The organism is Rathayibacter agropyri, from assembly GCF_013249015.1.
GTDB lineage: Bacteria > Actinomycetota > Actinomycetes > Actinomycetales > Microbacteriaceae > Rathayibacter > Rathayibacter agropyri.
In genome coordinates this window covers 25245-48342 of sequence record NZ_JABRPL010000005.1, presented here as the reverse complement: position 1 = coordinate 48342, position 23098 = coordinate 25245, and the positions used below count along the sequence as shown (strand labels likewise).

Here is a 23098-nt window from a genome sequence, read left to right as displayed (position 1 = left end):
AGTGACCGACCGTGCGTGGCGCAGGGCGATCATCGGGTGCGCCCGACGACGCTCGCGACGAGCGGATGCACCTCGTTGCGGAACGCCTCCGTCACCGCCGGTGTGTCGAGGGCGGCCCAGGCGCGGGCGGCGAACTCGTCGGCGAGCCCCTCGGCATAACTGCGGGCGCCGCACCTCTCAAGGATTCCGCGCACCCGTTCGGCGGTTTCGGGGGCGAGGTGCTCGTCCCCGATCAGGTGCTCGATCTCCATCCAGCAGTCGGTGCCGGCTGCGTGCGCGATGAGCACGGTGCGCTTACCCTCCCGTAAATCGCCGAGTGTGGTCTTGCCGGTCTGCCTCTCCGAGCCGAAGACGCCGAGCAGATCATCGACAATCTGATAGGCGATGCCGATGCAGCGCCCAAACTCGCCGAGCGCCTCCACTGCCGCGTCAGAGGCTCCTGCGAGGATGGCCCCCGCCTGTAGCGGCGCCTCGAACGAATAGACCGCGGTCTTCAGGCGCTCCATCTCGAGTACCTCCTTAACCGAGGGCAGACCGGGCATGAGTGAAAAGTCGACATCGGCCAGTTCCCCCGCGGCAGAGGCGAAGACCGCCTCGTCCAGCAGGGTGAGCAGCCGCGCGCGGACGGCGTCCGACGCTCCGACCCCCTCAACGAGACGGTGCGCCCCGGTGAGCGCGAGGTCGCCGGCGATCACGGCGACCGAGGTACCGCGGTGCTCCGCAATCGGGATCGAGAGGCCAACAGTGGTGGCCTCGTCACGGTAACTGCCAGAGACGTTGGGGCTGCCCCGACGGACGAAGTCACGGTCGATCACATCGTCGTGCACGATCAGCGCGGTGTGCAGCAGTTCGAAGGCCGCGCCGAGGTGAGCGGCCGCCTCTGGATCCTGGCCACCGTGGGCCTCGTAGGCCGAGATCACCATCAGCGGTCGGAAGCGCTTGCCGCCTCGAGTATTCGCCTCCAGTGTCTGCCAGAGCGTGAGGTAACGGGGTCCGAACCGCACCGCCCGGGACCGCGCCAGTGAAAAGAAGCGGCCCAGAACAGCATCGACGTGCGACTGCCTCAGCCGGGACAGAACCACGGGGTCGCACGTATCCACGGGGAGAAGGCTAACAAAGCGGCTTCCGGAACGATAAGCCGACTGAAGTGTTGCGGCATGCTTCACTTGCAGGTATGACTTCGCCAGGCATCGCCGTGCAGACGAACCAGAGTGAGGAGGTTGTCCTCCTCGACGAGACAGGGATTGCCGTTGGAGTCGCCGATAAAGCGACCGTCCACGACACGGCCACTCCCCTACACCTCGCTTTCTCCTGCCACGTCTTCGCCCTCGACGGGGCGCTCCTGGTCACGCGACGCGCGCTCGAGAAACGCACCTGGCCGGGAGTGTGGACCAATTCGTTCTGCGGCCATCCTGCGCCGGGCGAGCGGATCGAGGACGCCGTGGCGCGCCGAGCCGAGCGCGAGCTGGGGACTCGTCTGGCCAGCCTGGAGGTGGCGCTGCCCGACTTCCGCTACCGGGCGGTCGACGCCTCCGGGATTGTCGAAAACGAGATCTGCCCCGTCTACACGGCAACCCTCGCGAGCCGGGACTCGCTCTCGCCACGGGCGGACGAGGTCATGGACTACGAATGGGTCGACCCTGCGGCGACGCTCGCCGCGGTGCGCGTGACTCCGTGGGCCTTCTCCCCGTGGCTGGTGCTACAACTCCCTCGCCTGCTGGCCTGACGCTGGCGGCCCTGCGCGAGACGCCTCTTGGGCACGCTTCCCTCGGCGTGTCGCGTACCCAACTGGCATCTCGAGCAGGGGATCAGTCGGTGTAGACGTCGGTGCGGTGGAAGTTGAGGGACGAGCGGGAGGCGGTCGGGCCGCGCTGGCCTTGGTAACGCGAGCTGTACTCGGCCGATCCGTAGGGCTTTTCCGCCGGCGAGCTGAGGCGGAAGAAGCACATCTGGCCGATCTTCATCCCGGGCCAGAGGGTAATCGGGAGCGTCGCCACATTGCTCAGTTCGAGCGTGACGTGGCCGGTGAAGCCCGGATCGATGAACCCTGCGGTCGAGTGGGTGAGCAGCCCCAGCCTGCCAAGCGAGCTCTTGCCCTCGAGACGCGCCGCGATGTCATCGGGCAGCGCCACCTCCTCGTAGGTTGAGCCGAGCACGAACTCGCCAGGGTGCAGGATGAACGGCTCACCCGCCGGAGTCTCGACCAGGTGAGTCAGCTCGGACTGATCCTCAGCGGGGTCGATGTAGGGGTAGCGGTGGTTGTCGAACAGCCGAAAATAGCGGTCGAGGCGCACGTCGACGGACGACGGCTGGATCATCGACGGGTCGTGCGGCGCCAGCCCCACGCGGCCGGCGGCGAGTTCGAGCTTGATGTCGCGATCGGAGAGCAGCACCAGGCGATCCTAGGGCGTGGGGCCCTCCCGGGCCTTGCTACGATGTCCTGGTGCGCCACCATGGCGCCGCGCGAGTGTAGTTCAATGGTAGAACTTCTGCTTCCCAAGCAGATGGCGCGGGTTCGATTCCCGTCACTCGCTCGAAACAGCCAGGCAGCGGCCATGGGCCCACGCCGCGAAAGCCGGAGTCGTCGGCCATAACTCGTGCATCATGGCGGCCCGAAATCTTCTCGGGATTTCCTGCACTCCAGCGCCCCGCGGCTACCCCCGTCGTAGACTGACTCGACACCATGCGCAGATACAGCCTGACCCCGAGACCGGACTGGCGAGCGCGCTGCGACGAGGTTGGCTTTAGCTTCTACGACCTCGCATCCGAGGGCGGCAGACCCTACTGGAACGAGTCGGCGGCCTACGGCTTCACTGGCGACGAGATCTCGATGTTCGAGCGCGTGACGCAGGAGCTGTTCGACCTCTGCATGGAGGCGTGCGAGCACATCGTTCGGACGCGACGCTTCGACGAGTTCGGCATCCCTGAGCGCTTCCACGATCTGGTCACGACATCCTGGGACGAGGACGATCCGACGGTCTACGGGCGCTTCGACCTCGCCTACGACAACGACCGCACGGTGACGCTGCTTGAATTCAACGCCGACACCCCGACCTCCCTCGTCGAGACGGCCGCTGCCCAGTGGCAGTGGCTGATCGAGACCCGCGGGCCCGACGCCGACCAGTTCAACAGCCTGCACGAGCAACTTGTCGAGCAGTGGCGGCACCTGCGGCTCGAGCGGTGGCAGCTGGACGAGGGCGCCCGGCTGCACCTCGCTTCGCTGCACGACTCCGGAGACGGCGAACTCATCGTCGAGGACGCCGACACGGTCGCCTACATGGCGGAGACGGCCGCCCAGGCGGGCTTCGACCCCAAGCTCATCTTCGTAGAAGACATTCGGTACGAGCTCGACGGCGTCGGGTTCGTCGATAGGGACGGCGAGCCCATCCGGCGCATCTTCAAGCTGTACCCGTGGGAGTGGATGCTCGGCGAGCAGTTCGGCGGGCTCCTGCTGGACCGTCGCGAGCGCACGCGGTGGGTGGAACCGGCGTGGAAGCTGCTGCTCAGCAACAAACAGTTGCTCGTGGTGCTGTGGGAGATGTTCCCCGGGCACCCGAATCTGCTCCCCACCTCCGCTCATCCGCTCCTCGGCCGCGCCCAGGTGCGCAAGCCGCGCCTGGGCCGGGAGGGGGCGAACGTGACGGTGCTCAACGCCGACGGCACCGTCGTCGCCCACAACGGCGGCGGCTACGGCGAAGAGGGTTTCGTGCATCAGGCCCGCGCAGAACTCGCTCGGATCGACGGAAAGACGGTCGTGATTGGCAGTTGGATCGTTGGCGAGACTCCGGCCGGGATCGACGTGCGCGAGACGAGCGGGCCGATCACGGGCGACCTCGCCGAATTCGTCCCCCACTTCATCGAGGGCGGGCGCCCCGGGAGCGCGCACGGGACGCCCGTGTTCGGCCGACCCGAGCGCCACCGGGTGCAGGACGTCCGCGACGACCGTCCGCGGGACGAGGAGAGGCAATGACCGAGCACGAGCACACGGAAGCCGACGAGACAGGCGGCACCACTCGGACCGACCGGCGCCGATCGGGCGATGTCGGCATCAGCGGGATCGCGGCGAAGCGACGCGGAGTGCTGATCGGCAGTGCGGTCGCCGTCGGGGCGATCGGGCTGGCCGTCGCGCTCGCCGCCGGGAATCCGCAGACGGACGGCGTGGTCACGACGGGCGCGGACGGGGAAGATTACGTCATCCCCGAGAACGCCGAGCGCCCCGTCTACTCAAGCCGGGAGGACTGCCTCGCGGATGTCCGGGAGCAGATCGCGAAGCTCCAGGCCGAGGGGGAGCCGGTGGGCGATGATCCGGAACAACTCTGCGAATCGACCGACGAGTATCGGGGCCACTACGGCGGGGGCCTCTGGCTCGGCCCCATCATCTTTCCCTCGTCGCGCTGGAACTCGACGCGCGCGTCGAACTGGGCGACGGTTCCCTCCGGTGGCTTCGCTGCCCGCGGATCAACGCAGCCGGACGTCGTGCAGAAGGCACCGGCCGGCTCGACCGTCGGCTCGCGCGCCACTCTCTCGGGGGGCTTTGGCGGCACAGGCAAAGGCGGTTTTGGGTCGCACGTCGGGGGCTGAGCCGTGGCTCCGGAGTCGCGCCGCGTCAGCCCGCGCGACGCCGGGTCGCCGAGCGCGGCGGTCCCGCGCGGAGGTGCTCAGTGACGCGGCCGAGAATGCGTGCCAGATCGGCGGCATCACCGGCGGTGAGCGGCGCGAAGAGCAGTCCCTGCACGGTGATGATGTGCCCCGGGAACACCGCGCTCAGCACAGCACGGCCGGCCGCCGTGATCGAGGCGACGGTACTGCGCTCGTCGCCCGGTGAGGGCGAGCGGGTGATGAGTCCTCGCTGCTCAAGCAGCTGCGCCTGGTAGGTCAGGCCGCTGCGGCTGTAGACGACGCTGTCGGCGAGGTCGGTCATCCGCAGGTGCCCGTCGGGAGCATCGCCGAGGCGCGCGAGAAGCTGGAACTGGACGTAGCTCAACTCACCGGCGTCGCGGAGCTGCCGCTCGACCGCGGGACGCAGCAGGCTGCCCACTTCGGTGAACGCGAGGTAGGCACTGAGCTGCGTCGGCGTGAGCGCCGGAGGGGTCTCGGTCATCTCCCCATCGTATCGGTTGCTTCGATATTGAAGCAGTGCTACGGTCGCCACAGGTGCTTCGAACTGGAAGCACATGACGAGAGGCGAAACGATGACTGACACGAACGCAGATGACACGAGGACCGGCCTGATGAAGGCCGTCCGGTTCGACAGCACAGGCGGGCCGGAGGTCCTGCACCTCAGTGACATCGAGCTGCCCGTTCCCGGGCAGGGACAGGTGCGGCTCCGGGTCGCAGCCTCGGCATTCAACGCGGCAGACGCCGGCATGCGGGGCGGGTTCCTGCCGATCCCGATCGAGCTCCCCCACGTTCCCGGCTACGACGTCTCCGGAACCGTTGACGCGATCGGCGAGGGCGTCGAGGGCGTGCAGGTCGGCGACTCGGTTGTCGCCTTCCTGCCGATGGAGCGTGATGGAGGCGCGGCCGAGTATGTCGTCGCACCCGCCCAGGCCGTCGTCGCCGCCCCGACGAGCATCCCGCTCACCGAAGCGGCCGCCCTGCCCTCCGTGGCCCTCACCGCTTGGCAGGCCCTCTTCGACGACGGCCGACTCCAGACGGGACAGCACGTCCTCATCATCGGTGCGGGCGGAGTGGTGGGCTCGTACGCCATCCAGCTCGCGAGGCGCGCGGGCGTGCACGTCATCGCAACCGCGAGTCCGCGCAGCATGACCGCTGTGCGCGCGGCCGGTGCAGACCAGATCATCGACCACACCGCCACGGACGTGCTCGGCGCCCTCGACGGGCCGGTCGACGTCCTGCTGAATCTCGCGCCGATCGAGCCCGAACAGTTCGCCGCCGCCGTGGCGGCCGTCCGCGACGGCGGCACAGTGGTCAGCACGACCGCCTTCATGGCCACCCCGAGCGATGAAGACCGCGGAGTGCGGGCGGCGACCGTGTTCGTCCGCGCAGACCGCGAACGCCTGGCCACGCTGGTGTCCCTGGTGGACGACGGCGCCCTCACTGTCCAGGTCGATCGCCGGATTCCACTGGCCGAGCTGCCCGCCCTGCACGCCGAAGCCGCGAGCAGCGGCGTCCGGGGCAAGGTCGTCGTCGTCCCGTGATCGCGACGGCGGCGGTGCGGTCGGTCGCATCAGGCCAGGAGCGGCAGGCGTCCGACCAGCTTGTCAACGCGGTTCCGCGGACCGACGACGCTGACCGCGAGGTACTCGAATTCGTCGGGCGCGGTCGCAGCGACGGCGTGCAGGTACTCGTCGTACACGCGGGTGGCCTGGGCCGCAGCCGGCATGTCGGCGACGAAGGTGCCCTCGTGCGCCTCCGCCTTCGCACGGATCACGCGGAGGGTCGCCGCGTCGGCGGCGAGCACGGTGCAGCCGGCCCACGGGAGCCCGGGGTGCACTGAGCCCGAGGCGTCCTGCGGGGCCGGGCCGAGCAGGCCGGGAACTTCGGCAGCGGTCGCTGCGCTGACGCAGATCGCCGCGTTGACGGCACGGCCCGCGGGCAGGGACTCGTCCACCACGACGACCCACTTCACGCGGGCCGAGCGCGTCGGCGCAGAGGTGTCGATCTCATCGGGCGAAAAGCCGACCGGGGGTGGGGAGTCGGACATGGTGCTTCTCCTGTTCGTGCGGGTGTGAGGCTCGAAGAGTAGGCGTAGATCGCAGTGTGCGGCAGGATCTCCGTATGAACGACCAACAGGAGCGCCAATCGGCGCCGCTTGACGAAGTGGACATGCGGATCCTGCGGATCTTGCAGTCGGATGCGCGGATCACTAACCGCGACCTCGCGGCCGCGGTGCACATTTCGCCGACCACGGCCCTGGACCGGACGAGAAGCCTCCGGCGCCGCGGCGTCATCACCGGTGCGACCCTCGCCCTGGACTTCACCGCGATCGGTCGCGGCGTGCAGGCGCTGATCGCTGTCCGCATCCGGCCGCCGTCGCGCGAAGTCATCGAGGCGTTCCGCGACTGGGTCGCCGGCCTCGAGGAGACCGTCGGCGTCTTCGTCACCTCCGGCTCAGAGGACTTCATCATCCACGTCGCCGTCCGCGACAACCAGGACCTCTATGCCTTCGTCATCGACGAACTGACCCAGCGGCGGGAGGTGGCGGACGTCCGGACGTCGGTGGTGTACGAGCACCTTCGCGAGCAAGTGGTGCTGCCGCTCGAGCCGCGGAGTTCCGATCCCGCTCGCAAGAGCGCCCGCCGTTGATGGCGCGCGCTGCCAACCCGGGGACGAACCAAATAAACTTAACATTGAACCGGTTAAATTGCCTCATAAGACGATTAGGCTGCCTCGCGAGAGGATTAATCTGCGAGGGGATGAGCATGGCCAAGCGCTCCGTCCCGCCGCGCCCCATCATCTCGGACGCACTCCTGCTCCTGGGCACACTCGTCCGGGAGGCACGACTGGCCCGTCGGTGGACGAGGGACGAGTTGGCTGTTCGCGCCGGCGTCTCGACGCCGACCGTTGCGAACATTGAGGCAGGCGCCCCCGGAACCGCCGTCGGCACGGTGTTCAGCGTCGCCGAACTCGTCGGCGTGCCGATCTTCGGCATCGACGATCCCGTCGAGCTGGCCCGCCGCCGCCGGACCGGGGAGGACAAGCTGGCCCTCCTCCCGTCGCGCCTGCGCCACCGGATGACCGACGAGCTCAACGATGACTTCTGATCGCGTCTACGTCTGGACCTGGCTCCCCGGCGATGAGGACCCCGTAGTCGCCGGTGCGCTCGAGCAGCGTGGAGACCGCCTCCTCTTCGTCTAGGCGGCCTCCTACCGCGCGCACCCCGACGCGATCAGCCCTTACTCCCCCGAACTGCCGCTGCGCGCGGGGACGATTGCGCCCCGCGACGGGCTCGCCCTCGCCGGAGCACTGCGTGACGCAAGTCCCGACGGCTGGGGACGGACTGTCCTCGATGAGCGATGGGGAGCCGGAGACCGGGGGCTGACCGAACTCCAGTACCTGATCGCCTCCGGGTCGTCCCGCTCCGGAGCGCTCGACTTCCACATGTCCCCCACCGACTACATCCCGCGGGAGGACCGTTCGACTCTGGACGAGCTGCACGAGGCCGCGGATCGTCTCGATGCGGGGCTCGAACTCTCGCCGGCCCTCGATTCCGCCCTCCTGCACGGCACCAGCATCGGCGGCGCCCGACCGAAAGCAACCCTCCTCGACGAGACCGGTGTTGAGCACATCGCGAAGTTTTCGTCGAGTAGCGACCGGTCCTTCCAGGTCGTCAACGCGGGTTCCTGCTCGCGACCGCGCCCTGCTCCGGGGTCACCTGTTCCTCAACGCCGGAGTGCTGCACGATTTCACCGGCCTCGTGACCGGCTGGAAGCATGGCGGCTGACCTCTTCGGTAGCGACACGCCGAGCCGATCCGAGACTGCACGCCGGATTCGCGGCCGCGCAGGGCAGGCTGGAGGCGTGAGTGAGCTCGTCCAGATCCCGTCGCCGGGAGTCGCCCTCGAGTACGGGAAGCCCGGCCGTCCCGTGGTGGTCGTTCTGCACGATGTCTTCGGGCGGCTGCCGTGGCTCGAGCCGTTCGCCGAGGCGGTCGCGAAGCACGGATACCACGTGCTCGTCCCCGACCTCTACGACGGCTGGGCGACCCTCGCTCCGGAAGATGCTCGGGACCTCGCGGCGATGGCTGCGCAGGACCGCGCGCTTGCCTCCGTCGCCGAGGCCGTGCAGATCGGAGTCGCGGCCGGGGCACCGCGGAGCGCGATCGTCGGTTTCGGCTTCGGCGGCCGGCTCGGGCTGCTCGCCGCGGGGACAGGGCTCGTCGACGCGATCGTCGCCTACTACGCGGCCCTCGACGCGGAGGAGCACGTGCTGGTGCCCTGTCCGACGCTCCTGCACTACGCGCAGCGCGACGAGTGGCCAGAGGGGGACGACCCGGAGTCGTTCGTCGGCCGGCTCAAAGAGTCCGGAACGCCCGTCGCGGCGTACACCTATCCGGATACTGAGCGACACTTCGCGAACGGTAACCTGCGCGCGGCGGTGAGCCCTTCCTCCGCCGCGCTCGCCTACGCGCGGACGCTCTCGTTCCTGAATCCGCAGCTCATCGACACCTGAGGCTCAGCCCTGCACGTCGTGCAGGTGGTGCTGCACGTCGTGGAGGTAGTACCGCGCGATCGTGTCGACTGTGAACGAGGCGCCGTCGCTACGCCGGCCACGACGCTGCCATGCCGCTCCGGAGACGCCCTCGAATACAGAGGCGATGCGGTCGGCGGCCTCCACCAGCTCCCGGCCGACGCTGGCCGGGTCCTGCTGGTCATAGCGCTCCTCCACCGCGGCGACGTCCTGGTCCCAGTTGGGGTAGAGCGGATCATCGCCAGTGAGCATCAGCTCGACCCGGGTGCGATAGAGGCGGTGCACGTCGCGCACGTGCGCCGCGTACTCCAGGGGCGACCAGGTCTCGTCGTCAGGGCGCCCGGCCGCATCGTCGCGCTCGAGCACGTAGGGCCAGGCGGCGGCGTTCTCGCGGATGAGCGCCGGGACCTCGGCCGGGTCGACGAGGGAGGCATCGAAGCCGCAGTCGAGGCAGGGGCGCATGAGCACCCACGTCCAGTCCTTGGTATCGGGAGTGATCGGCATAGCACCAGAGTAGGGCCGAGTGCCCAGCAGCGCGGCTGCGTTCCCTGCACGGCGTCGCGCTCGCTGGCCGCCGTCCATGGCAGTTCGGGGAGTCCGTCAGCGCCCGATACCGCTTTGTCCTCCACCGGATGCGGACGCTTTTGTAGCCGGACCGTGACCGGAGAAGTCGACCCTCTTCCAAACCAGAGGGCGTCGCGTTACGAAGAGAGGGAGTACAGCGCAAGGGCGCTGCTCGAAGGAGGTAAGAGACCATGCGCAGATCCCCCAATCGACTGCTGGCGACTCTCTTCGGAGCCGTCTACGTCGTCGTCGGCCTTCTCGGCTTCGTCGTGACCGGAGGCGTGCAGTTCCTTGCGACGCAGGGCGGGCTCCTGCTCGGCATCTTCGAGGTGAATCCGCTGCACAACATCGCGCACTTGCTCATTGGCGGGGCCCTGCTGATCGCAGGTCTGTCGACGGCATCTGCGGCGAAGTCGGTGAACATCACCGTTGGTGCCGTGTACTTGGCGCTAGGCATCGTCGGCTTCTTCCTGGTCGATACGGCCCTGAATGTGCTGGCGTTGAACACCGCTGACCACTTCCTCCACCTGGCCAGTGCGCTGGTGCTGCTGGGAGTCGGACTCGGCACCGAGAAGTCGGTGAGGACGCGCACGGCCGCGACCGCCTGACGCTGGGCGGCTCCTGCCGCCCCTTATGACTCCGTCCGCCGCGGGCCCGCCGTTTTCCGCGGCGGACGGACTACACGGCCCCGGACGACACGATGCGGTGTGTCGATCCGGGGCCACCTTTCTTTCTCCGCAATTCAGGGATCGGACATGCCATGACCACCGTGGCCCGCTGCAACGCCGCCTTCGCCGGACTGGGTGCCGGACTCGTCCACGTCTCGCTCGCCGCGGGAGGTGATGCACCCCAGGCACCAGTCCTCGGTGCTCTCGGAGCGATCGAACTGCTCTGGGCCGTACTGGTGCTGGCCCGCGGACGCCTCATCCTGTCGCGGACGGCACTCGTCGTGGCGGTCGCCTCTCTCGCTGCCTTCGCGGTGGCCCTCGCGGCCGGGATCCTCCGGGAGCCTCTGCCAGCACTCGCCGCGGGAGTGCTGCAGCTCATCGCCGCAGCCGTGGTCGCCGTTTCGCTGCGCTCCTCGCACCTCCAGGAGCGCCCCGTCTCCCCGTCCCGCGTGGTTCTCGGGATGCTCGCGGGCGCTCTGACCGTGTCGGCGCTCGCGACTCCGGCCCTCGCTGCCTCCTCGGGCGGCTCGGGCGGGATGGGCGGGATGATGACCTCGGTCATCGACGGTGGACATCACCACTGAGGACCCTCATCCCCCTGGTCCCTGCAGCTCCGCTCGGCTAAGGTTAGGCCAACCTAAGTCGTCGAGGGAGGCCACCGTGTCGAACGTCATCCCGTTCTCCGAGGCCCTGCGCCAGCGCATCGGACAATCCGGTGCCGACGACGAGGGCGCTGCCTTCATGACGTCGCTGATGACCGGCTCCGGTAGCCGCAACGACTACATTGCGCTGATTTCGCAGCACTACTTCATCTACGAGGCGCTGGAGGCCGTCGCCGAGGAGATGGCGGGCGACCCGGTCGCCGCCCCGTTCCTCTCGACCAAGCTGACCCGGCTCCCGGCGATCGCGGAGGACCTGCGCTTCTTGGTCGGCGAGGACTGGCGCTCGCGAATCAGCCCGCTCCCCTCCACCCGCGCGTATGTCGAGCGCATTCGCACGGTCGCGGCCGGCTGGAGCGGCGGCTTCGTGGCGCACCACTACACGCGCTACCTCGGCGACCTCTCCGGCTGTGCCATCGTGCGCACTCTGCTGCAGCGCCGCTTCGGCTTCGAGACCAATGGCGTCGGCTTCTTCCTCTACGGCGAGATCGCCGCTCCCTCCGCGTTCCGGGCGACCTACCGTGAGCAGCTCGACTGCGCCGGTTGGGACGAAGCCGAGCGGGAGCGTGTGATCGCCGAGGTCGCAGAGGCGTACCGCCTCACGACCGAACTGTTCCGCGACCTCGCCCGCACCTGCGCAGCCGCGTGATCCGTCCGCCGGATCAGGCTCCCGCCGCCCCCGCAACGGCCGCCGGTTCCGCACGCTGCTCCGACATGAAGCGGAGCACGTCCTTATCGACGATGATGTCGCTCGGGCGCAGCGGACGAGTGAGGTAGAGCCCCTCAAGGCTCGTGATCCGGCTGAGCGCGACATACGTCTGGCCCGGCGCGAACGCCCGCTGACCGAGGTCGACCACGGCCGAGTCGTACGTCTTACCCTGCGACTTGTGGATGGTGACCGCCCAGGCGAGACGGAGCGGAAACTGCGCGAACTCCGCGACGATCTCGCGAGTCAACTTCTTCGTCGCCGCGGAGTAGGAGTAGCGGTAGCGCTCCCAGGTGGCCGGTGCCACTTCGTGCACCTCGCCGTCCACCTCGACCCAGACCGTGCCGGCAACCTTCGTCACCCGGCCGATCGTGCCGTTCACCCAGCGTTGATCGGAGTCGTTGCGCAGGAACATCACGTGCGCACCAATCTTGAGCTCGAGGTTCTGATCCGCCGGGTAGGCGCGACCACCGAAGTTGCCGCTGATCTCGGCTGAGGCCGTCTTGAGAGGACCCTTAAGACGGGCGAGCGCCGTCTGGTTGATCCGGTTGACGGCGTCGTTACGGGTGGCGAGAGTGATGGCGTCGTCGGCAGGCGGAGTGCGGGCACCGGCCGCGTTGAGCACGTCGGCAATCTCCTTCGTCACCATGCCGAAGCGGACCGCGTTGAGCATCCACTTGAAGCGTTCGTCGCTCTGCCGGTGAATCGTGCCGAGCTCCACGATGCGCAGCGGCGCGTCCTGCCAGACCAGCGCGTCGAAGAACCACAGCGAGCGGTAGCGGTCGGCGAAGTAGGCGCGCTCCTCCGGGTCACCGGGAACGGGTGCGAGCTGGAAGGGGTCGCCGAAGAGCACGACCTGGACGCCTCCGAACGGCTCGGAGCGCCGCTGCCGCGCCTGACGCAGACTGCGGTCAATGCCGTCGAGGAGATCAGCATTGACCATCGAGATCTCGTCGATCACCAGCGTGTCGATGGTGTTCAGAAGCTTGCGCAGCTCCGGCGGCTGGTCGAGGTCGGAGTCGGCGATGACCCCGATCGGCAGGCGAAACAGTGAGTGGATGGTCTGCCCGCCGACGTTGAGCGCCGCGACGCCGGTGGGCGCGCAGATGACGATCTGCTTCTCGGTGTTCCAACTCAGATGGTTGAGCAGGGTGGACTTGCCGGTGCCCGCGCGACCGGTGACGAAGAGGTGCTCGCGCGTGTTCTCGATGAGGTCGAACACCCGCTGCTGCTCGTCGGAGAGGGTCGGCTGGGTCACCGGTCTACTGTACCCGCGCGTCCTCGGTAGCTCACGGCCCGCTGCTGAGGCGGCGAGCCGGAAGGACCTGTGGAGGCATCCGGGTTAGCCGCGCTTGCCGAGCGCGGCGAGCCGGTCGTTGTAGGCCGTCAGCTCGGCCTCGTTTGTGCGGTCGGCCTGACGGTCGCGGCGCTTGGTCTCGCGGGCGTCGGAGCGGCTCCACATCATTGCGACGATGATCGCCAGCGCGAGGGTCGGTATCTCGCCGATGCTCCACGCAATGCCGCCCGCTGCCTGCTGGTCCGCGAGGGCGGACGTGCCCCAGCCCATCGCTCCGTACCAGTCGGCGAGCAGGAGGCCCTCGCCCGTCATCAGTGCGAGGCCGAAGAAGGCGTGGAACGCCATCGTGCCCAGCAGGAGAAGCAGTCGCATCGCGTAGGGGACCCGGTGCACGCTGGGGTCCACCCCGATCAGAACGCTGACGAACAGGTACCCCGTGATCAGGAAGTGCACGATCATCCACTCGTGGCCGATGTGGTCGGTCGTCGCCCAGCGGAACAGCGGCGAGTAGTAGAAGCCCCAGAGGGAGCCGACGAACAGCAGGGCCGCGACGATCGGATGCGAGATCGCGGTGGCGAAGCGGGAGTGCACGGCGAGTAGCACCCACTCGCGGACACCACGGGAGCCGTCAGTGCGCCGGGCCGCCGCACGCGCAATCAACGTCACCGGCGCGGCGGGGACGAGCAGCAGCGGCACCGCCATCGTGAGGACCATGTGCGAGAGCATGTGCGCACTGAACAGATACTTCTCGTACGCGTTCACACCACCGTTGGTGATGTACGCGAGCAGAAGCATCCCGGCGATCCAGAGGATCGTGCGGTGCAGGGGCCACCTGTCGCCGCGACGGTGCAGGCGGACCACTCCGGCCACGTAGAAGGCGATGCCGAACGAGCACGCCAAAAGCCAGACGAGGTCGACGTTCCAGAGGGTCACGAAGTTCATGGGGCTGGCGGGCGGCGGCAACGGCTCCCCCGTGAGCAGCTGTGCCGGGGTGGGATCGGTGAGCTGGCTGGCGGCGATCTGGTCGACGGGAGTCGCTGTGCGGGCGAGCGCCGCGGCGACTCCGGAGGCGATGCCCATGAAGGCGATCTCGGCGCCGACCAGCCACCACAAGCTGCGACCGCCCGCTCCGCCGACGGAGCGCATCCGCGCGATCAGGAAGCGCCGCTGCACGACACCGAAAAGCCCGAGCGCGATCAGTGCTGCCACCTTGACCAGCACGAGGATCCCATAGCCGGTAAGCAGGTTGTCAACGGTCGCCAGCCGCAGCTCGGCGCTGATGTAGCCGGAGGCCGCGACGACGACGAAGCTGACGAGCGCCACGCTGGAGTATCGCTCGATCACGGGCAGAAGGCGCGAACCACCCAGCATCGGCCGCAGAGCGACGACCGTGAGGAGGCCGCCGAGCCACACCGCCGCGAACACAAGATGCAGGCCGAGTGCGGTGACCGCCGCGTCGTGCCCGCTGGCTCCGGCGGCGTGACCCTGCTGCGCCATCGGCACCAGCGTGAGCAGGGCGAGGGCCGTGACGAAGACGAGCGCCGTCTGGTTGCGCACGGCGAAGCAGAGGACCGTCACGACCGCGGCGAGCAGGGTCGTGATGAGCCATGCCTGACCGACCGGAATGCTGCCGATGAAGTAGCTGAGCTTGCTGCCGAAATCGCGATCGAGGCTGAAGGGGGTCTGCGTCACGCTGAGGAAGGTGAAGAAGCCCGTGACAGCGCTAGCGGCGGCGAAGAAGGCGGCACTGGCGGCGGCGACGTCGAGGGCGATCGACAACTCGGTGCGAGGCTCCGGCGCGGGCTCGACGGGAGCGACGGTGGTGCGGCTCGTCGCGGAGCGGGACACGTCGCCAGCGGAGGCGATGTTGCGAGAACCTGTGTTCTCAGCGCGAGAGTTCCCGGTTCGGGGGCTCAGCGTTCGGGGGCTCAGTACACGAGGACTCAGCGCGAAGAGCGTGAGCACGAGCGAGCCGATCATGCCGGCTGCACCGAGGTTGACCGCGAGCTTCGCGACCGGAAGACCGTAGCGAACCACCGGGCCCGGATCGCTCAGCAGTTGAGGGGAAGCACCCCCGCCGAAGGCCAGCGCCGCGAAGAGAGCGACGAGCGACGCGGCGACGAGCGCGAGCGCAGGGCCGACGATCCGGACGGTTCGATTCACTCCACCAGCCTACGTTCCACGGCTGATCAGCAGCCGCCCGGCCACGACGACGGCCCCGACGATGAGTCGGGGCCGTGCCGGAGATCGTGACTACTTGGCGGCAGCCTTGAGCTTGGTGCCTGCCGAGACCTTGACCGAGTGGCCGGCGGCGATCTCGATGGTCTCGCCCGTCTGCGGGTTGCGGCCGGTGCGCGCGGCGCGGGAGGTGCGCTCGACGGCGATCCAGCCGGGGACGGTGACCTTCACGTCGTTGGCGACGGAGTCAGCCAGGGTGGCGAAGAGCGAGTCGAGGACGCCGTTGACGGCGGCCTGGCTCTGACCGGAGTCGGCGGCGATCTTCGCGACGAGCTCGGTGCGGTTGAGCGACTTGTCAGCCATGGAGTGTCCTCCCAGGACGTTCGCGCTGTTGAGAACAGCTGGTTGTGGTGGATCGTCCTCGGCCGGGGACGGATGCCCTCAGCCGGTCGGACCGTCGGTAACCTACCAGCCCGATCCCCGAATCCTCGTGATTCCGGCCTCACAAGGCCCGGAATGACGGCGATCCGCGCCTCTTCGACGCTCTCACGGCTCCTCCACAGGCACCGGGAGTCCTCCTCTCTCCACCGGTTGATCTGTAGAGCCTCCCCGCGATGCGCTCACTCGGCAGGATCGGCGCATGGCGATCAGCACCCTTCCTTCACGTCCCAGCCGCACGTCGCCCGCACGCCCCTCCTCCTGGCGCACTCGTCGGCACCCTCCGCACGGGCGCTCTCGGGAGCCGGGGCTAGTAGCGCTGGCACTGGGGGTGCTCGCCCTGGCCTCGTCGGTGCATCCGCTCTGGTCGGTGCCCGCGATCGCCGTCGCCGTGGTCGCCGGGGCAGCAGCGGCCCGGGCGCTGCCGTGCAGAGGTGAACGGAGACCGGCTGCAGCCGGTCTCGCGTGTGCAGCGCTCGCACTGCTCGTGTGCTCGGTCACCGCGCCGGCGGCGGTCGGCGCGGGCTTGGCACTGCTGGGGTGGCTCGCCGCGCTGCGGCCGGGGCCGTGAGCAGCGCATGCCGCGGGCCGGGCGTCCAGTGCGGGCGTCCTCACTGCGGGCGTCCTCGCTGCGGGCGTCCTCGCTACGGCGTCCTCGCTACAGTGGCGGACGGCGCGCGCCCCAGCACGCCGGAAGGGCGACGACGATGGCGCAGACGGACGGTTGGATCTTGACGGCGATCTGGTGGCACGTCTACCCGCTCGGATTCACCGGAGCGGAGACGACGGCCGAGACCGGGCCGGCGGCCGACGAGGAGCCACGGCACCGGCTCCGGGCTCTGCTTCCCTGGCTGGACGATCTGCTAGCGCTGGGCTGCAATGGCCTGCTGCTCGGACCGGTCTTCGCCTCCAGCACCCACGGGTACGACACGATCGACCACTTCCGGATTGACCCCCGCCTCGGCGACGACAGCGACTTCGACGAACTCATTGCGGCCTGCCGAGAGCGCGGCATCCGCGTGCTCCTCGACGGCGTCTTCAACCATGTGGGCCGTGAACACCCCTGGTGGCGAGCGGCGGTCGAGGCAGGCGAGGGGTCCACGGAGGCGGCACGCTTCTCCCGGAGTGACCGCTCGCACGAGGTCGATGGCCTCCACGTCGACGTCTTCGAGGGCCATGACACTCTCGTCGAGCTCGACAACGGCCGTGCCGAGGTAGCGGAGTACGTCTCCTCCGTCCTTCTCCACTGGCTCGAGCGCGGGATCGACGGCTGGCGCCTCGACGCCGCTTACGCCGTGCCACCCGCGGCCTGGCGAGCGGCTATCGACCCAGTGCGCGACCGCTTCCCCGAGGCGTGGTTGGTCGGCGAAGTCATCCACGGCGACTACACGGGCTATGTGCGCGAGTCCGGGCTCGACTCCGTCACGCAGTACGAGCTGTGGAAGGCGGTGCGCAACTCGATCGAGGAGGCAAACCTGTTCGAGCTCGCATGGTCGCTGGAGCGCCACGACGGCTTCGTCGCAGAGTTCCCACCCCTCACCTTCGTCGGCAACCACGACGTCACCCGCCTCGCCAGCGCGATCGGCGACGAGCGCCACCACGGCCACGCCACCGCGATCCTCGGCTTCATGGGCGGGATCCCGAGCATCTACTCCGGTGACGAGCGCGGTCTGCGCGGAGTGAAGGAGGAGCGGATCGGCGGCGACGACGCCATCCGGCCCGAGTTTCCCGCCGACCCGGCCGAGTGGCCGCGCGGGAAGGCGTACCGCACTCACCAGGAGGTGATCGCCTTCCGCCGTCGGCATCCGTGGCTTGTCAGCGCGCGCATCCGCCCGGTCGACCTCACGAACACCGCCGTGCTGCTCCTCGCCGAGGGGACCGAGGGGCAGACGGCCAGGCTCGCACTGAACCTCGGCGAGGACACGGTCACTGTCGGCGGCGTGCAGATCGCACCGCACGCCTGGGCGCTGCACGACTGATCCGTCCTGCGGGGCCGTCACCTTATCGACAGAAAGCTTGCGCCCACTCCGATTGCCACGAGCACGAGCAGTGAGGCGACGCCGAGGCACGCCGAGCACGGCCGCGGCGACGATCGCCACCAGCGAGGTCACGATCCCGACGAGGAGTGCGGTCACTCAGCCTGGTAGTCAGACTGCTCGGTGTCACTCCGCGGGCGTTGGAGGGTGTAGCGGCATCAAGACCCCCGCCTGGATATCGGCGAGGAACTCGGACCGCACCACACGTGCCTCGATCTCCATCGCCCCGGACGTCCAGCCATCCCCGAAGGGATGGTTCTCGTCGAGGAGCACATGCCCCGGAGTTCCGGAGCGGCCGAGGACGCCGGCGACGCGACCGGTGGGGTCGTAGAGCGCATGGTCGAGGAGGGGAGCGAAGACGTCGTACGCGGCGAATTCGTCGCGACTCCCGATGAACACGGGCAGCAGCTCCTCCCCGTCACGCAACCCGTTCGGCCACCAGCGGAAGCGGTCGACCAGGTGGTGGCACGACGTGCAGGACGGCGAGAAGAAGACAAGGTGGGTGATGGGGCGCGAGAGCTCCTCTAGCGACAGGCGCTCGCCCGTGGCGGTGACGAGCTCGAGCCTGTCGGCATCGGCAGAGGCACCGGCGTCGGGCGAGTGAGGAGAAGCGGTGGCGGCCCGCTGCGCCGACGCACGACGGTCCCGCACCAGCACCAGTGTGACCGCGGCGAGGGCAGCGGCCAGACCGGATGCGACGATCGCTGCCAGGCCCCCGCCTGATTCGGCCAGCAGGGCGGACGGAGCGGTGGCACCTGCGAGGCCGGCCAGAGCTAGCGCCAGCAGAGCGGCGTTGCGCGCAACAGTGCGACCCGTCATTCGCGTCGATCCGAGTCCACCGAAGCACTCGCAGTCGACCGGCTCGGGAGCCCGGGCGGCTCGGATCGCGACCACGAGGAAGACGGCGTCGAGCAACGCCACCGGGGCGAGCGCTACTCGGTGCAGCGGGGCCGGCGCCAGGACGACTGCCGCCCCGAGCGCGATCTCGATGAAGGGGAAGGCGGAGGCGAACCAGCCGCGGTGCTGCAGAATGCGCGGGAGCCTCAACGCGGCGAGGCTCGCTCGGAAGGACGCGACCCGGCCGAGCTTGAGCGCACCGCTGACCACGAGCACCGCTCCTGCGCACCACGCGGCTACCGCGAGAACAACCTCCAGCATTCGATGTCCTCTCGATCGGCTTGTGTCCCGCAGGACCATACCTCCTGCGGGAGCAGGCCTGCGCCCCGGGCGGAGAACGGGGTACCGGCGGCGCGAACGGCATGCCGCGGCGGTTCAGGCTTGTGGATCGTGGTCGACGTTCCAAGGGCGGTAGAGAGGGCGCGTCTCGAGTCCGTTCGGCGTGAGCGGCGAGGTGCCCTCGTCGTCCATCCTGAGCCACCCTTCCGGCGCCTGAATCCTCCTCGCCCTACACTGCGAGAGGATCGGAGGGGACATGCAGGAACGCCGGGTGCGCGACGGGCGACGCCGCCGTGAGGCGACGCCTCCTGCTGTCGAGGTCGTCCCTCCGGTACCCCCCACGCAACCTGCCCATGATGCGGCCGGCGATGTCGCCCCCGGGATGCGCATCGCCGCTGCCTGGTCATGGCGCTTTCTCGCCGTCGCCGCCGTCCTCTACCTCCTCGTGCGACTCATCTCGCTGCTGCCCGTCATCGTCGTGCCCGTGCTCGTCGCCCTCCTCCTGACGGCCCTGCTCACGCCGCTACGCGACCGGCTCGAGCGCCTGCACCTCCCCCGCGGCGTCGCTGTCCTGGTCTCGATTTTCGCGATACTCCTCGCCCTCGCCGGACTCGTCGGCCTCGTGATCGTGCAGTCGCGCTCCGGGTTCAGCGGGATCGCTCAGCGCGCCCTCGACGCCGTCGACACTGTCGAGAAGTGGCTGCGGGGCCCGCCGCTCTCCTTCTCGGACGTGCAGCTCGGCGACTGGGCCCAGCATGCGATCACCTGGGCCGACACGCAGGCATCGACCATCGCCTCTGGCGCGCTCGCCGTCGGCTCGCAGCTGGCCGAGATCTTCGCCGGCACACTGCTCACCCTCTTCTCGCTGATTTTCCTGCTGCTCGACGGGCGACGGATCTGGCAGTGGATCCTCCGCCTGCTGCCGCGGCGAGCGCGCCCCGCGATGGAACGCGGAGGCGCAGCCGGCTGGCACACGCTCAGTCAGTTCGTGCTCGCTCAGCTGGGCGTTGCCGGCATCAACGCGGTCGGCATCGGGATCGGGGCGCTCGGACTACAGCTACCGCTGGTCGTGCCGATCGCGATCGTGGTGTTCCTCGGTTCCTTCGTCCCGATCCTCGGTGCGATCGTGACCGGGGCGCTCGCGGCACTCGTGGCCCTGCTCTTCAGCGGGCCGGTCGCCGCACTCGTGATGGTGGGGGTCGTGATCGTCGTCCACCTGCTCGAAGGCCACGTGCTGCAGCCGATCATCCTCGGGACGGCGGTGAAGGTGCATCCGCTCGCCGTGGTGCTCGGCGTCGCGACCGGACTCGAGATCGCGGGACTGGCAGGTGCACTGTTCGCCGTGCCGACGATCGCGACCCTCAACGCGGCGATCACCGAGATGCGCTCGCGGGACCCGGGCATGAAATGAGCGCATTCGATCCGGGCTCGCGACCGGGATCAACGGTGCTGCCCGCGCTCGCCTGCCCGGTGTGCGGCGGGGCCCTGACACCCGACTCGCTGCCGCGACCCTCCTCCCTCCGCTGCGCCCTCGGTCACACTGCCGATCTGGCCCGCCAGGGCTACGTCTCCCTACTGCGCGGCCGGCACGCGACCTCGGGAGACACCTCCGCCATGGTGCAGGCGCGCGAGGAGTTGCTCGGGTCAGGGCACTACCGGGTGATCCAGGAGGCGGTGGCCGCCGCGGTCCCCCTCGACGCCCGGCTCGTCGTCGACCTGGGGTGCGGCACGGGCGCGTACCTCGCCGCAGTGCTCGACACGCACCCGGAAGCGGACGGAATGGGGCTCGACCTCTCGGCGTCTGCCGCCCGCCGCGCGGCCCGCTCCCATGCCCGCGCGGCTGTCGCCACCGCCGACCTCTGGCAGCCGCTCCCGCTGCGCGACTCTTGCGCCGACGCGCTGCTCACGGTCTTCGCCCCGCGCAACGCCCCCGAGATGAGGCGGGTACTGCGGCCGGGCGCAGTCGCGGTGGTGGTCACCCCGAGGGAACGGCATCTGCACGAGATCCGCGAGCGGTTCGGGATGCTCGGCATCGACCCGGGCAAGGCGGAACGGCTGGACGAACAGCTGTCGGGGCTCTCCTGCGCCGGGCGGGACGAGATCGACTACCACGTAGCGATGACGGCGGCGGAGCTGCGCGCGGAGGTGCTGATGGGTCCGAGCGCGTACCACGTGGATTCGGTGGCGCTCGACGCGGAGCTGGCCAGGGTGACGGGAACGACGACGGTGACCGTGGCGGTGACGGTGTCGCGGTTCGTGCGCGAGAGGTAGCGAGGGGTAAAGGGCGGGTCAGAAGGAGTCGCGACGGCGCTCCTGGTCAACGACGGCGGCGCGGTCGGCGAGGCGGCGCAGGCCCGCGAGAGGCTGCGCCATCCGATGGTTGCCGGCCAGGACAGGCTCGACCCGGTCGAGGAACGCCCAGTACCCCGCGGTCACCGGGCAGGCGTTCTCGCCGAGGCGGACCTTCGGATCGAACCGGCAGCCGCCGCAGTAGTCGGACATCCGGTTGATGTAAGCGCCGCCGGACGCGTAGGGCTTGGTCGCGACAATGCCGCCGTCCGCGTGCTGCGACATCCCGATCACGTTCGCCGGCATTACCCACTCCGTTCCGTCGACGAAGACATCGACGAACCAGTCGTTGAGTTCGGCGGGATCCCAGCCGCGCTGCAAACCCCAGTTGCCCAGAACCATCAGGCGCTGGATGTGGTGTGCCCAGCCATGCCGGCGGACGTCGTCAAGCGTCTCGTGCAGGCAGTTCGCCTCGATGCCGGTCGGATCGAGCGAGAGCAGCTCGGTGGGCAGTGGGGCGGAGGCGCCCAGCGCACGACTGCGCGTCCGGTACTCGGGCCCGAGGTACCAGAAGAGATTCCAGACGTAGTCGCGCCACCCGAGGACCTGACGGATGAACCCTTCCGCCGCGGCGATCGGCGCGCCTCCCGCCGCATACTCCGCCTCAGCGGCGGCGATGACCGCGCGCGGGTCGAGGAGACCGAGGTTCATCGGCGCGCTCAGGAGGGAGTGGGCCATGGTCCAGTCGCCCGAGAGCATCGCATCTTCGTAGGTGCCAAAGTCGGCCAGGCGCGAGGAGACGAAGTCGGCGAGCGCCTCCTCCGCCTCCGCAGCGGTCGCCGCGAACCGGCGTGGCCCGTCGGCGCCGACCAGCCGGACCGCGCCCTCCGACTCCCAGCGGGCAAGGTCGGCGCGCACCTCCTCGTCGATGTCGTCCTCCTCCGGCCACCACGGGTCAGGCAGACCGAGGCGCGAGGCTCCCTTGGGCGGCGGCTGACGGTTGTCATGGTCGAAGTTCCAGCGACCGCCTTCCGGCTGGTTGCCGCGCATGAGCACGCCGGTGCGCTCGCGGCTCCAGCGGTAGAAGTCCTCGAGCAGCAGGCGCTTCCCGGAGCGGGCCAGCGCCCATTCGCGGAAGTCCTCCTCCTCGGTGACGAAGCCGCGGCTGGGCAGAATGCTCATCCCGACTCGACGTGCGAGCCGACGGCCGCCCCGGGTCGGCGGGTCGATCACCTCCAGATCGTCGCGTCCGGACAGCGCCTCGGCGAAGGTGCCGACCTGGACGTACTCGCCTCGGTCGCCCAGCTCCCGGGCGCGATGACGCAGAGCCGAGAGAAGCAACTGGGCCTTCGCGCGGTGCATCGGGCGCCTCCCGAACGCGGAGCGGGCCTCGACGAGGAGCATCGGCCCGCCGTCATCGAAGACCGGTCCTAGCTGGCCGATCGCGATCCAGCGGGTGCGCGCGGGTCTGCTCATGCTCGGAGGCTAAGCGGACGTCTCGAGCGCGGCTAGGAGTTGCGCGGCACGGATGTGCAGCCGCAATGTCTTGCACGCGCGGCCACGATGCAGAAGTGTCGGACCGTGCACGGACGATCCGACCGCGCACGACCGCGATGAGGCGAGGAGGCCGCCATGGCCCACGACGACGAGAACCACGAGCACAACGAGGCCCAGAACAAAGAGGAGGCCCAGAACAGCGAGGAGGCTCAGAACAGCGAGCGGGGGCGGCACGTCGCCGAAGGCACGGATGCCGAGGGCGAGTACACCTCGACCGACGGCGTCTCGCACACATCCGGAGAAGAAGAGGGCAGCTACATCAATACGTCCACCAACAAGGAGGACAGCTCCCAGAAGGGCAGCTACGTCGACACGGGCGCGGCGGGCACGGGCTCCGAGGGCGAGGGCGAGTACACCGACCGCGACGAGTGACGGGGA

The 23098-nt window shown here is 69.2% G+C and carries 26 protein-coding genes and 1 tRNA gene; 17 read left to right on the top strand and 10 right to left on the bottom strand.

What is annotated here, in order from left to right:
* Window positions 1-29 precede the first annotated feature (29 nt).
* The gene (locus HRF29_RS12185; protein WP_343043735.1) at window positions 30-1100 is read right to left on the bottom strand and encodes a polyprenyl synthetase family protein; all 1071 of its coding nucleotides are present in this window, start codon (window positions 1098-1100) and stop codon (window positions 30-32) included.
* A gap of 74 nt (window positions 1101-1174) precedes the next feature.
* On the opposite strand from HRF29_RS12185, the gene idi reads away from it, so the two are divergent.
* A complete protein-coding gene (gene idi / locus HRF29_RS12180) occupies window positions 1175-1726 on the top strand; it encodes an isopentenyl-diphosphate Delta-isomerase (RefSeq protein ID WP_173249110.1) in 552 nt (183 codons plus the stop codon).
* An 82-nt stretch (window positions 1727-1808) separates the two neighbouring features.
* Here idi and dcd read toward each other — a convergent pair whose 3' ends face one another.
* Entirely contained in the window at window positions 1809-2393 is a 585-nt protein-coding gene (dcd, locus tag HRF29_RS12175) for a dCTP deaminase (protein WP_173249109.1), read from the bottom strand.
* A 70-nt stretch (window positions 2394-2463) separates the two neighbouring features.
* On the opposite strand from dcd, the gene HRF29_RS12170 reads away from it, so the two are divergent.
* The 3 genes from HRF29_RS12170 (at window position 2464) to HRF29_RS12160 (ending at window position 4581) form a co-directional block, all read left to right on the top strand.
* A tRNA-Gly gene (locus tag HRF29_RS12170) sits at window positions 2464-2534 on the top strand.
* Between the two features lie 149 nt (window positions 2535-2683).
* Window positions 2684-3970, top strand: a complete 1287-nt coding sequence (locus tag HRF29_RS12165; protein ID WP_173249108.1) for a glutathionylspermidine synthase family protein — start codon at window positions 2684-2686, stop codon at window positions 3968-3970.
* A complete protein-coding gene (locus HRF29_RS12160; protein WP_173249107.1) occupies window positions 3967-4581 on the top strand; it encodes a hypothetical protein in 615 nt (204 codons plus the stop codon). Before HRF29_RS12165 ends, HRF29_RS12160 begins: the two co-directional genes overlap by 4 nt.
* A 25-nt stretch (window positions 4582-4606) precedes the next feature.
* Here the strand turns inward: HRF29_RS12160 and HRF29_RS12155 are convergent, their stop codons facing one another.
* A complete protein-coding gene (locus tag HRF29_RS12155) occupies window positions 4607-5101 on the bottom strand; it encodes a MarR family winged helix-turn-helix transcriptional regulator (protein ID WP_173249106.1) in 495 nt (164 codons plus the stop codon).
* Between the two features lie 130 nt (window positions 5102-5231).
* Between HRF29_RS12155 and HRF29_RS12150 the strand changes: the two genes are divergently transcribed.
* A complete protein-coding gene (locus tag HRF29_RS12150) occupies window positions 5232-6161 on the top strand; it encodes an NADP-dependent oxidoreductase (protein WP_173249204.1) in 930 nt (309 codons plus the stop codon).
* Window positions 6162-6190: 29 nt separating this feature from the next.
* Here HRF29_RS12150 and HRF29_RS12145 read toward each other — a convergent pair whose 3' ends face one another.
* Window positions 6191-6667: a DUF2000 domain-containing protein gene (locus HRF29_RS12145; RefSeq protein WP_173249105.1), complete on the bottom strand. Its 477-nt coding sequence runs from the start codon at window positions 6665-6667 to the stop codon at window positions 6191-6193.
* 74 nt (window positions 6668-6741) lie between these two features.
* Here HRF29_RS12145 and HRF29_RS12140 point away from each other — a divergent pair, with 74 nt between their 5' ends.
* From HRF29_RS12140 to HRF29_RS12125, 4 genes are all read left to right on the top strand, one after another.
* Window positions 6742-7269, top strand: coding sequence for an Lrp/AsnC family transcriptional regulator (locus HRF29_RS12140; protein WP_173249104.1), 528 nt, complete (start codon window positions 6742-6744; stop codon window positions 7267-7269).
* Window positions 7270-7385: 116 nt separating this feature from the next.
* Window positions 7386-7727, top strand: a complete 342-nt coding sequence (locus HRF29_RS12135) for a helix-turn-helix transcriptional regulator (RefSeq protein ID WP_173249103.1) — start codon at window positions 7386-7388, stop codon at window positions 7725-7727.
* A gap of 337 nt (window positions 7728-8064) precedes the next feature.
* Window positions 8065-8487 carry a HipA domain-containing protein gene (locus HRF29_RS12130; RefSeq protein WP_222929652.1) on the top strand — a complete coding sequence of 141 codons (423 nt, stop codon included), beginning with the start codon at window positions 8065-8067 and terminating at the stop codon, window positions 8485-8487.
* A complete protein-coding gene (locus HRF29_RS12125) occupies window positions 8484-9134 on the top strand; it encodes a dienelactone hydrolase family protein (protein ID WP_173249102.1) in 651 nt (216 codons plus the stop codon). The genes HRF29_RS12130 and HRF29_RS12125 overlap by 4 nt, the downstream gene beginning before the upstream one ends.
* Before the next feature lie 3 nt (window positions 9135-9137).
* Here HRF29_RS12125 and HRF29_RS12120 read toward each other — a convergent pair whose 3' ends face one another.
* On the bottom strand, window positions 9138-9656 hold the full coding sequence (locus HRF29_RS12120) for a DinB family protein (RefSeq protein ID WP_173249101.1): 519 nt from the start codon (window positions 9654-9656) through the stop codon (window positions 9138-9140).
* A gap of 251 nt (window positions 9657-9907) precedes the next feature.
* On the opposite strand from HRF29_RS12120, the gene HRF29_RS12115 reads away from it, so the two are divergent.
* From HRF29_RS12115 to HRF29_RS12105, 3 genes are all read left to right on the top strand, one after another.
* Window positions 9908-10324, top strand: coding sequence for a DUF4383 domain-containing protein (locus tag HRF29_RS12115; protein WP_173249100.1), 417 nt, complete (start codon window positions 9908-9910; stop codon window positions 10322-10324).
* 152 nt (window positions 10325-10476) lie between these two features.
* Window positions 10477-10968 carry a hypothetical protein gene (locus HRF29_RS12110; RefSeq protein WP_173249099.1) on the top strand — a complete coding sequence of 164 codons (492 nt, stop codon included), beginning with the start codon at window positions 10477-10479 and terminating at the stop codon, window positions 10966-10968.
* Between the two features lie 76 nt (window positions 10969-11044).
* Window positions 11045-11692 (top strand): biliverdin-producing heme oxygenase, encoded by a 648-nt coding sequence (locus HRF29_RS12105; protein WP_173249098.1) that lies wholly within the window; start codon window positions 11045-11047, stop codon window positions 11690-11692.
* 13 nt (window positions 11693-11705) lie between these two features.
* Here HRF29_RS12105 and HRF29_RS12100 read toward each other — a convergent pair whose 3' ends face one another.
* From HRF29_RS12100 to HRF29_RS12090, 3 genes are all read right to left on the bottom strand, one after another.
* A complete protein-coding gene (locus tag HRF29_RS12100; protein ID WP_173249097.1) occupies window positions 11706-13007 on the bottom strand; it encodes an AAA family ATPase in 1302 nt (433 codons plus the stop codon).
* An 84-nt stretch (window positions 13008-13091) separates the two neighbouring features.
* Window positions 13092-15209 carry a bifunctional copper resistance protein CopD/cytochrome c oxidase assembly protein gene (locus HRF29_RS12095; RefSeq protein WP_343043734.1) on the bottom strand — a complete coding sequence of 706 codons (2118 nt, stop codon included), beginning with the start codon at window positions 15207-15209 and terminating at the stop codon, window positions 13092-13094.
* Between the two features lie 90 nt (window positions 15210-15299).
* Window positions 15300-15587, bottom strand: a complete 288-nt coding sequence (locus HRF29_RS12090) for an HU family DNA-binding protein (protein WP_173249096.1) — start codon at window positions 15585-15587, stop codon at window positions 15300-15302.
* 277 nt (window positions 15588-15864) lie between these two features.
* On the opposite strand from HRF29_RS12090, the gene HRF29_RS12085 reads away from it, so the two are divergent.
* Window positions 15865-16233, top strand: coding sequence for a hypothetical protein (locus HRF29_RS12085; RefSeq protein ID WP_173249095.1), 369 nt, complete (start codon window positions 15865-15867; stop codon window positions 16231-16233).
* 136 nt (window positions 16234-16369) lie between these two features.
* Window positions 16370-17641, top strand: a complete 1272-nt coding sequence (locus HRF29_RS12080) for an alpha-amylase family glycosyl hydrolase (RefSeq protein ID WP_173249094.1) — start codon at window positions 16370-16372, stop codon at window positions 17639-17641.
* A gap of 183 nt (window positions 17642-17824) precedes the next feature.
* Here HRF29_RS12080 and HRF29_RS12075 read toward each other — a convergent pair whose 3' ends face one another.
* Window positions 17825-18856, bottom strand: a complete 1032-nt coding sequence (locus HRF29_RS12075; protein ID WP_173249093.1) for a MauE/DoxX family redox-associated membrane protein — start codon at window positions 18854-18856, stop codon at window positions 17825-17827.
* A 274-nt stretch (window positions 18857-19130) separates the two neighbouring features.
* Between HRF29_RS12075 and HRF29_RS12070 the strand changes: the two genes are divergently transcribed.
* Both HRF29_RS12070 and HRF29_RS12065 read left to right on the top strand, forming a co-directional pair.
* On the top strand, window positions 19131-20285 hold the full coding sequence (locus HRF29_RS12070) for an AI-2E family transporter (protein ID WP_173249092.1): 1155 nt from the start codon (window positions 19131-19133) through the stop codon (window positions 20283-20285).
* Window positions 20282-21145 carry a methyltransferase domain-containing protein gene (locus HRF29_RS12065; RefSeq protein WP_173249091.1) on the top strand — a complete coding sequence of 288 codons (864 nt, stop codon included), beginning with the start codon at window positions 20282-20284 and terminating at the stop codon, window positions 21143-21145. The genes HRF29_RS12070 and HRF29_RS12065 overlap by 4 nt, the downstream gene beginning before the upstream one ends.
* A gap of 18 nt (window positions 21146-21163) precedes the next feature.
* Here HRF29_RS12065 and HRF29_RS12060 read toward each other — a convergent pair whose 3' ends face one another.
* Window positions 21164-22639 carry a cryptochrome/photolyase family protein gene (locus HRF29_RS12060; RefSeq protein ID WP_173249090.1) on the bottom strand — a complete coding sequence of 492 codons (1476 nt, stop codon included), beginning with the start codon at window positions 22637-22639 and terminating at the stop codon, window positions 21164-21166.
* Window positions 22640-22795: 156 nt separating this feature from the next.
* Here HRF29_RS12060 and HRF29_RS12055 point away from each other — a divergent pair, with 156 nt between their 5' ends.
* Window positions 22796-23092 (top strand): hypothetical protein, encoded by a 297-nt coding sequence (locus HRF29_RS12055; protein ID WP_173249089.1) that lies wholly within the window; start codon window positions 22796-22798, stop codon window positions 23090-23092.
* Window positions 23093-23098 lie beyond the last annotated feature (6 nt).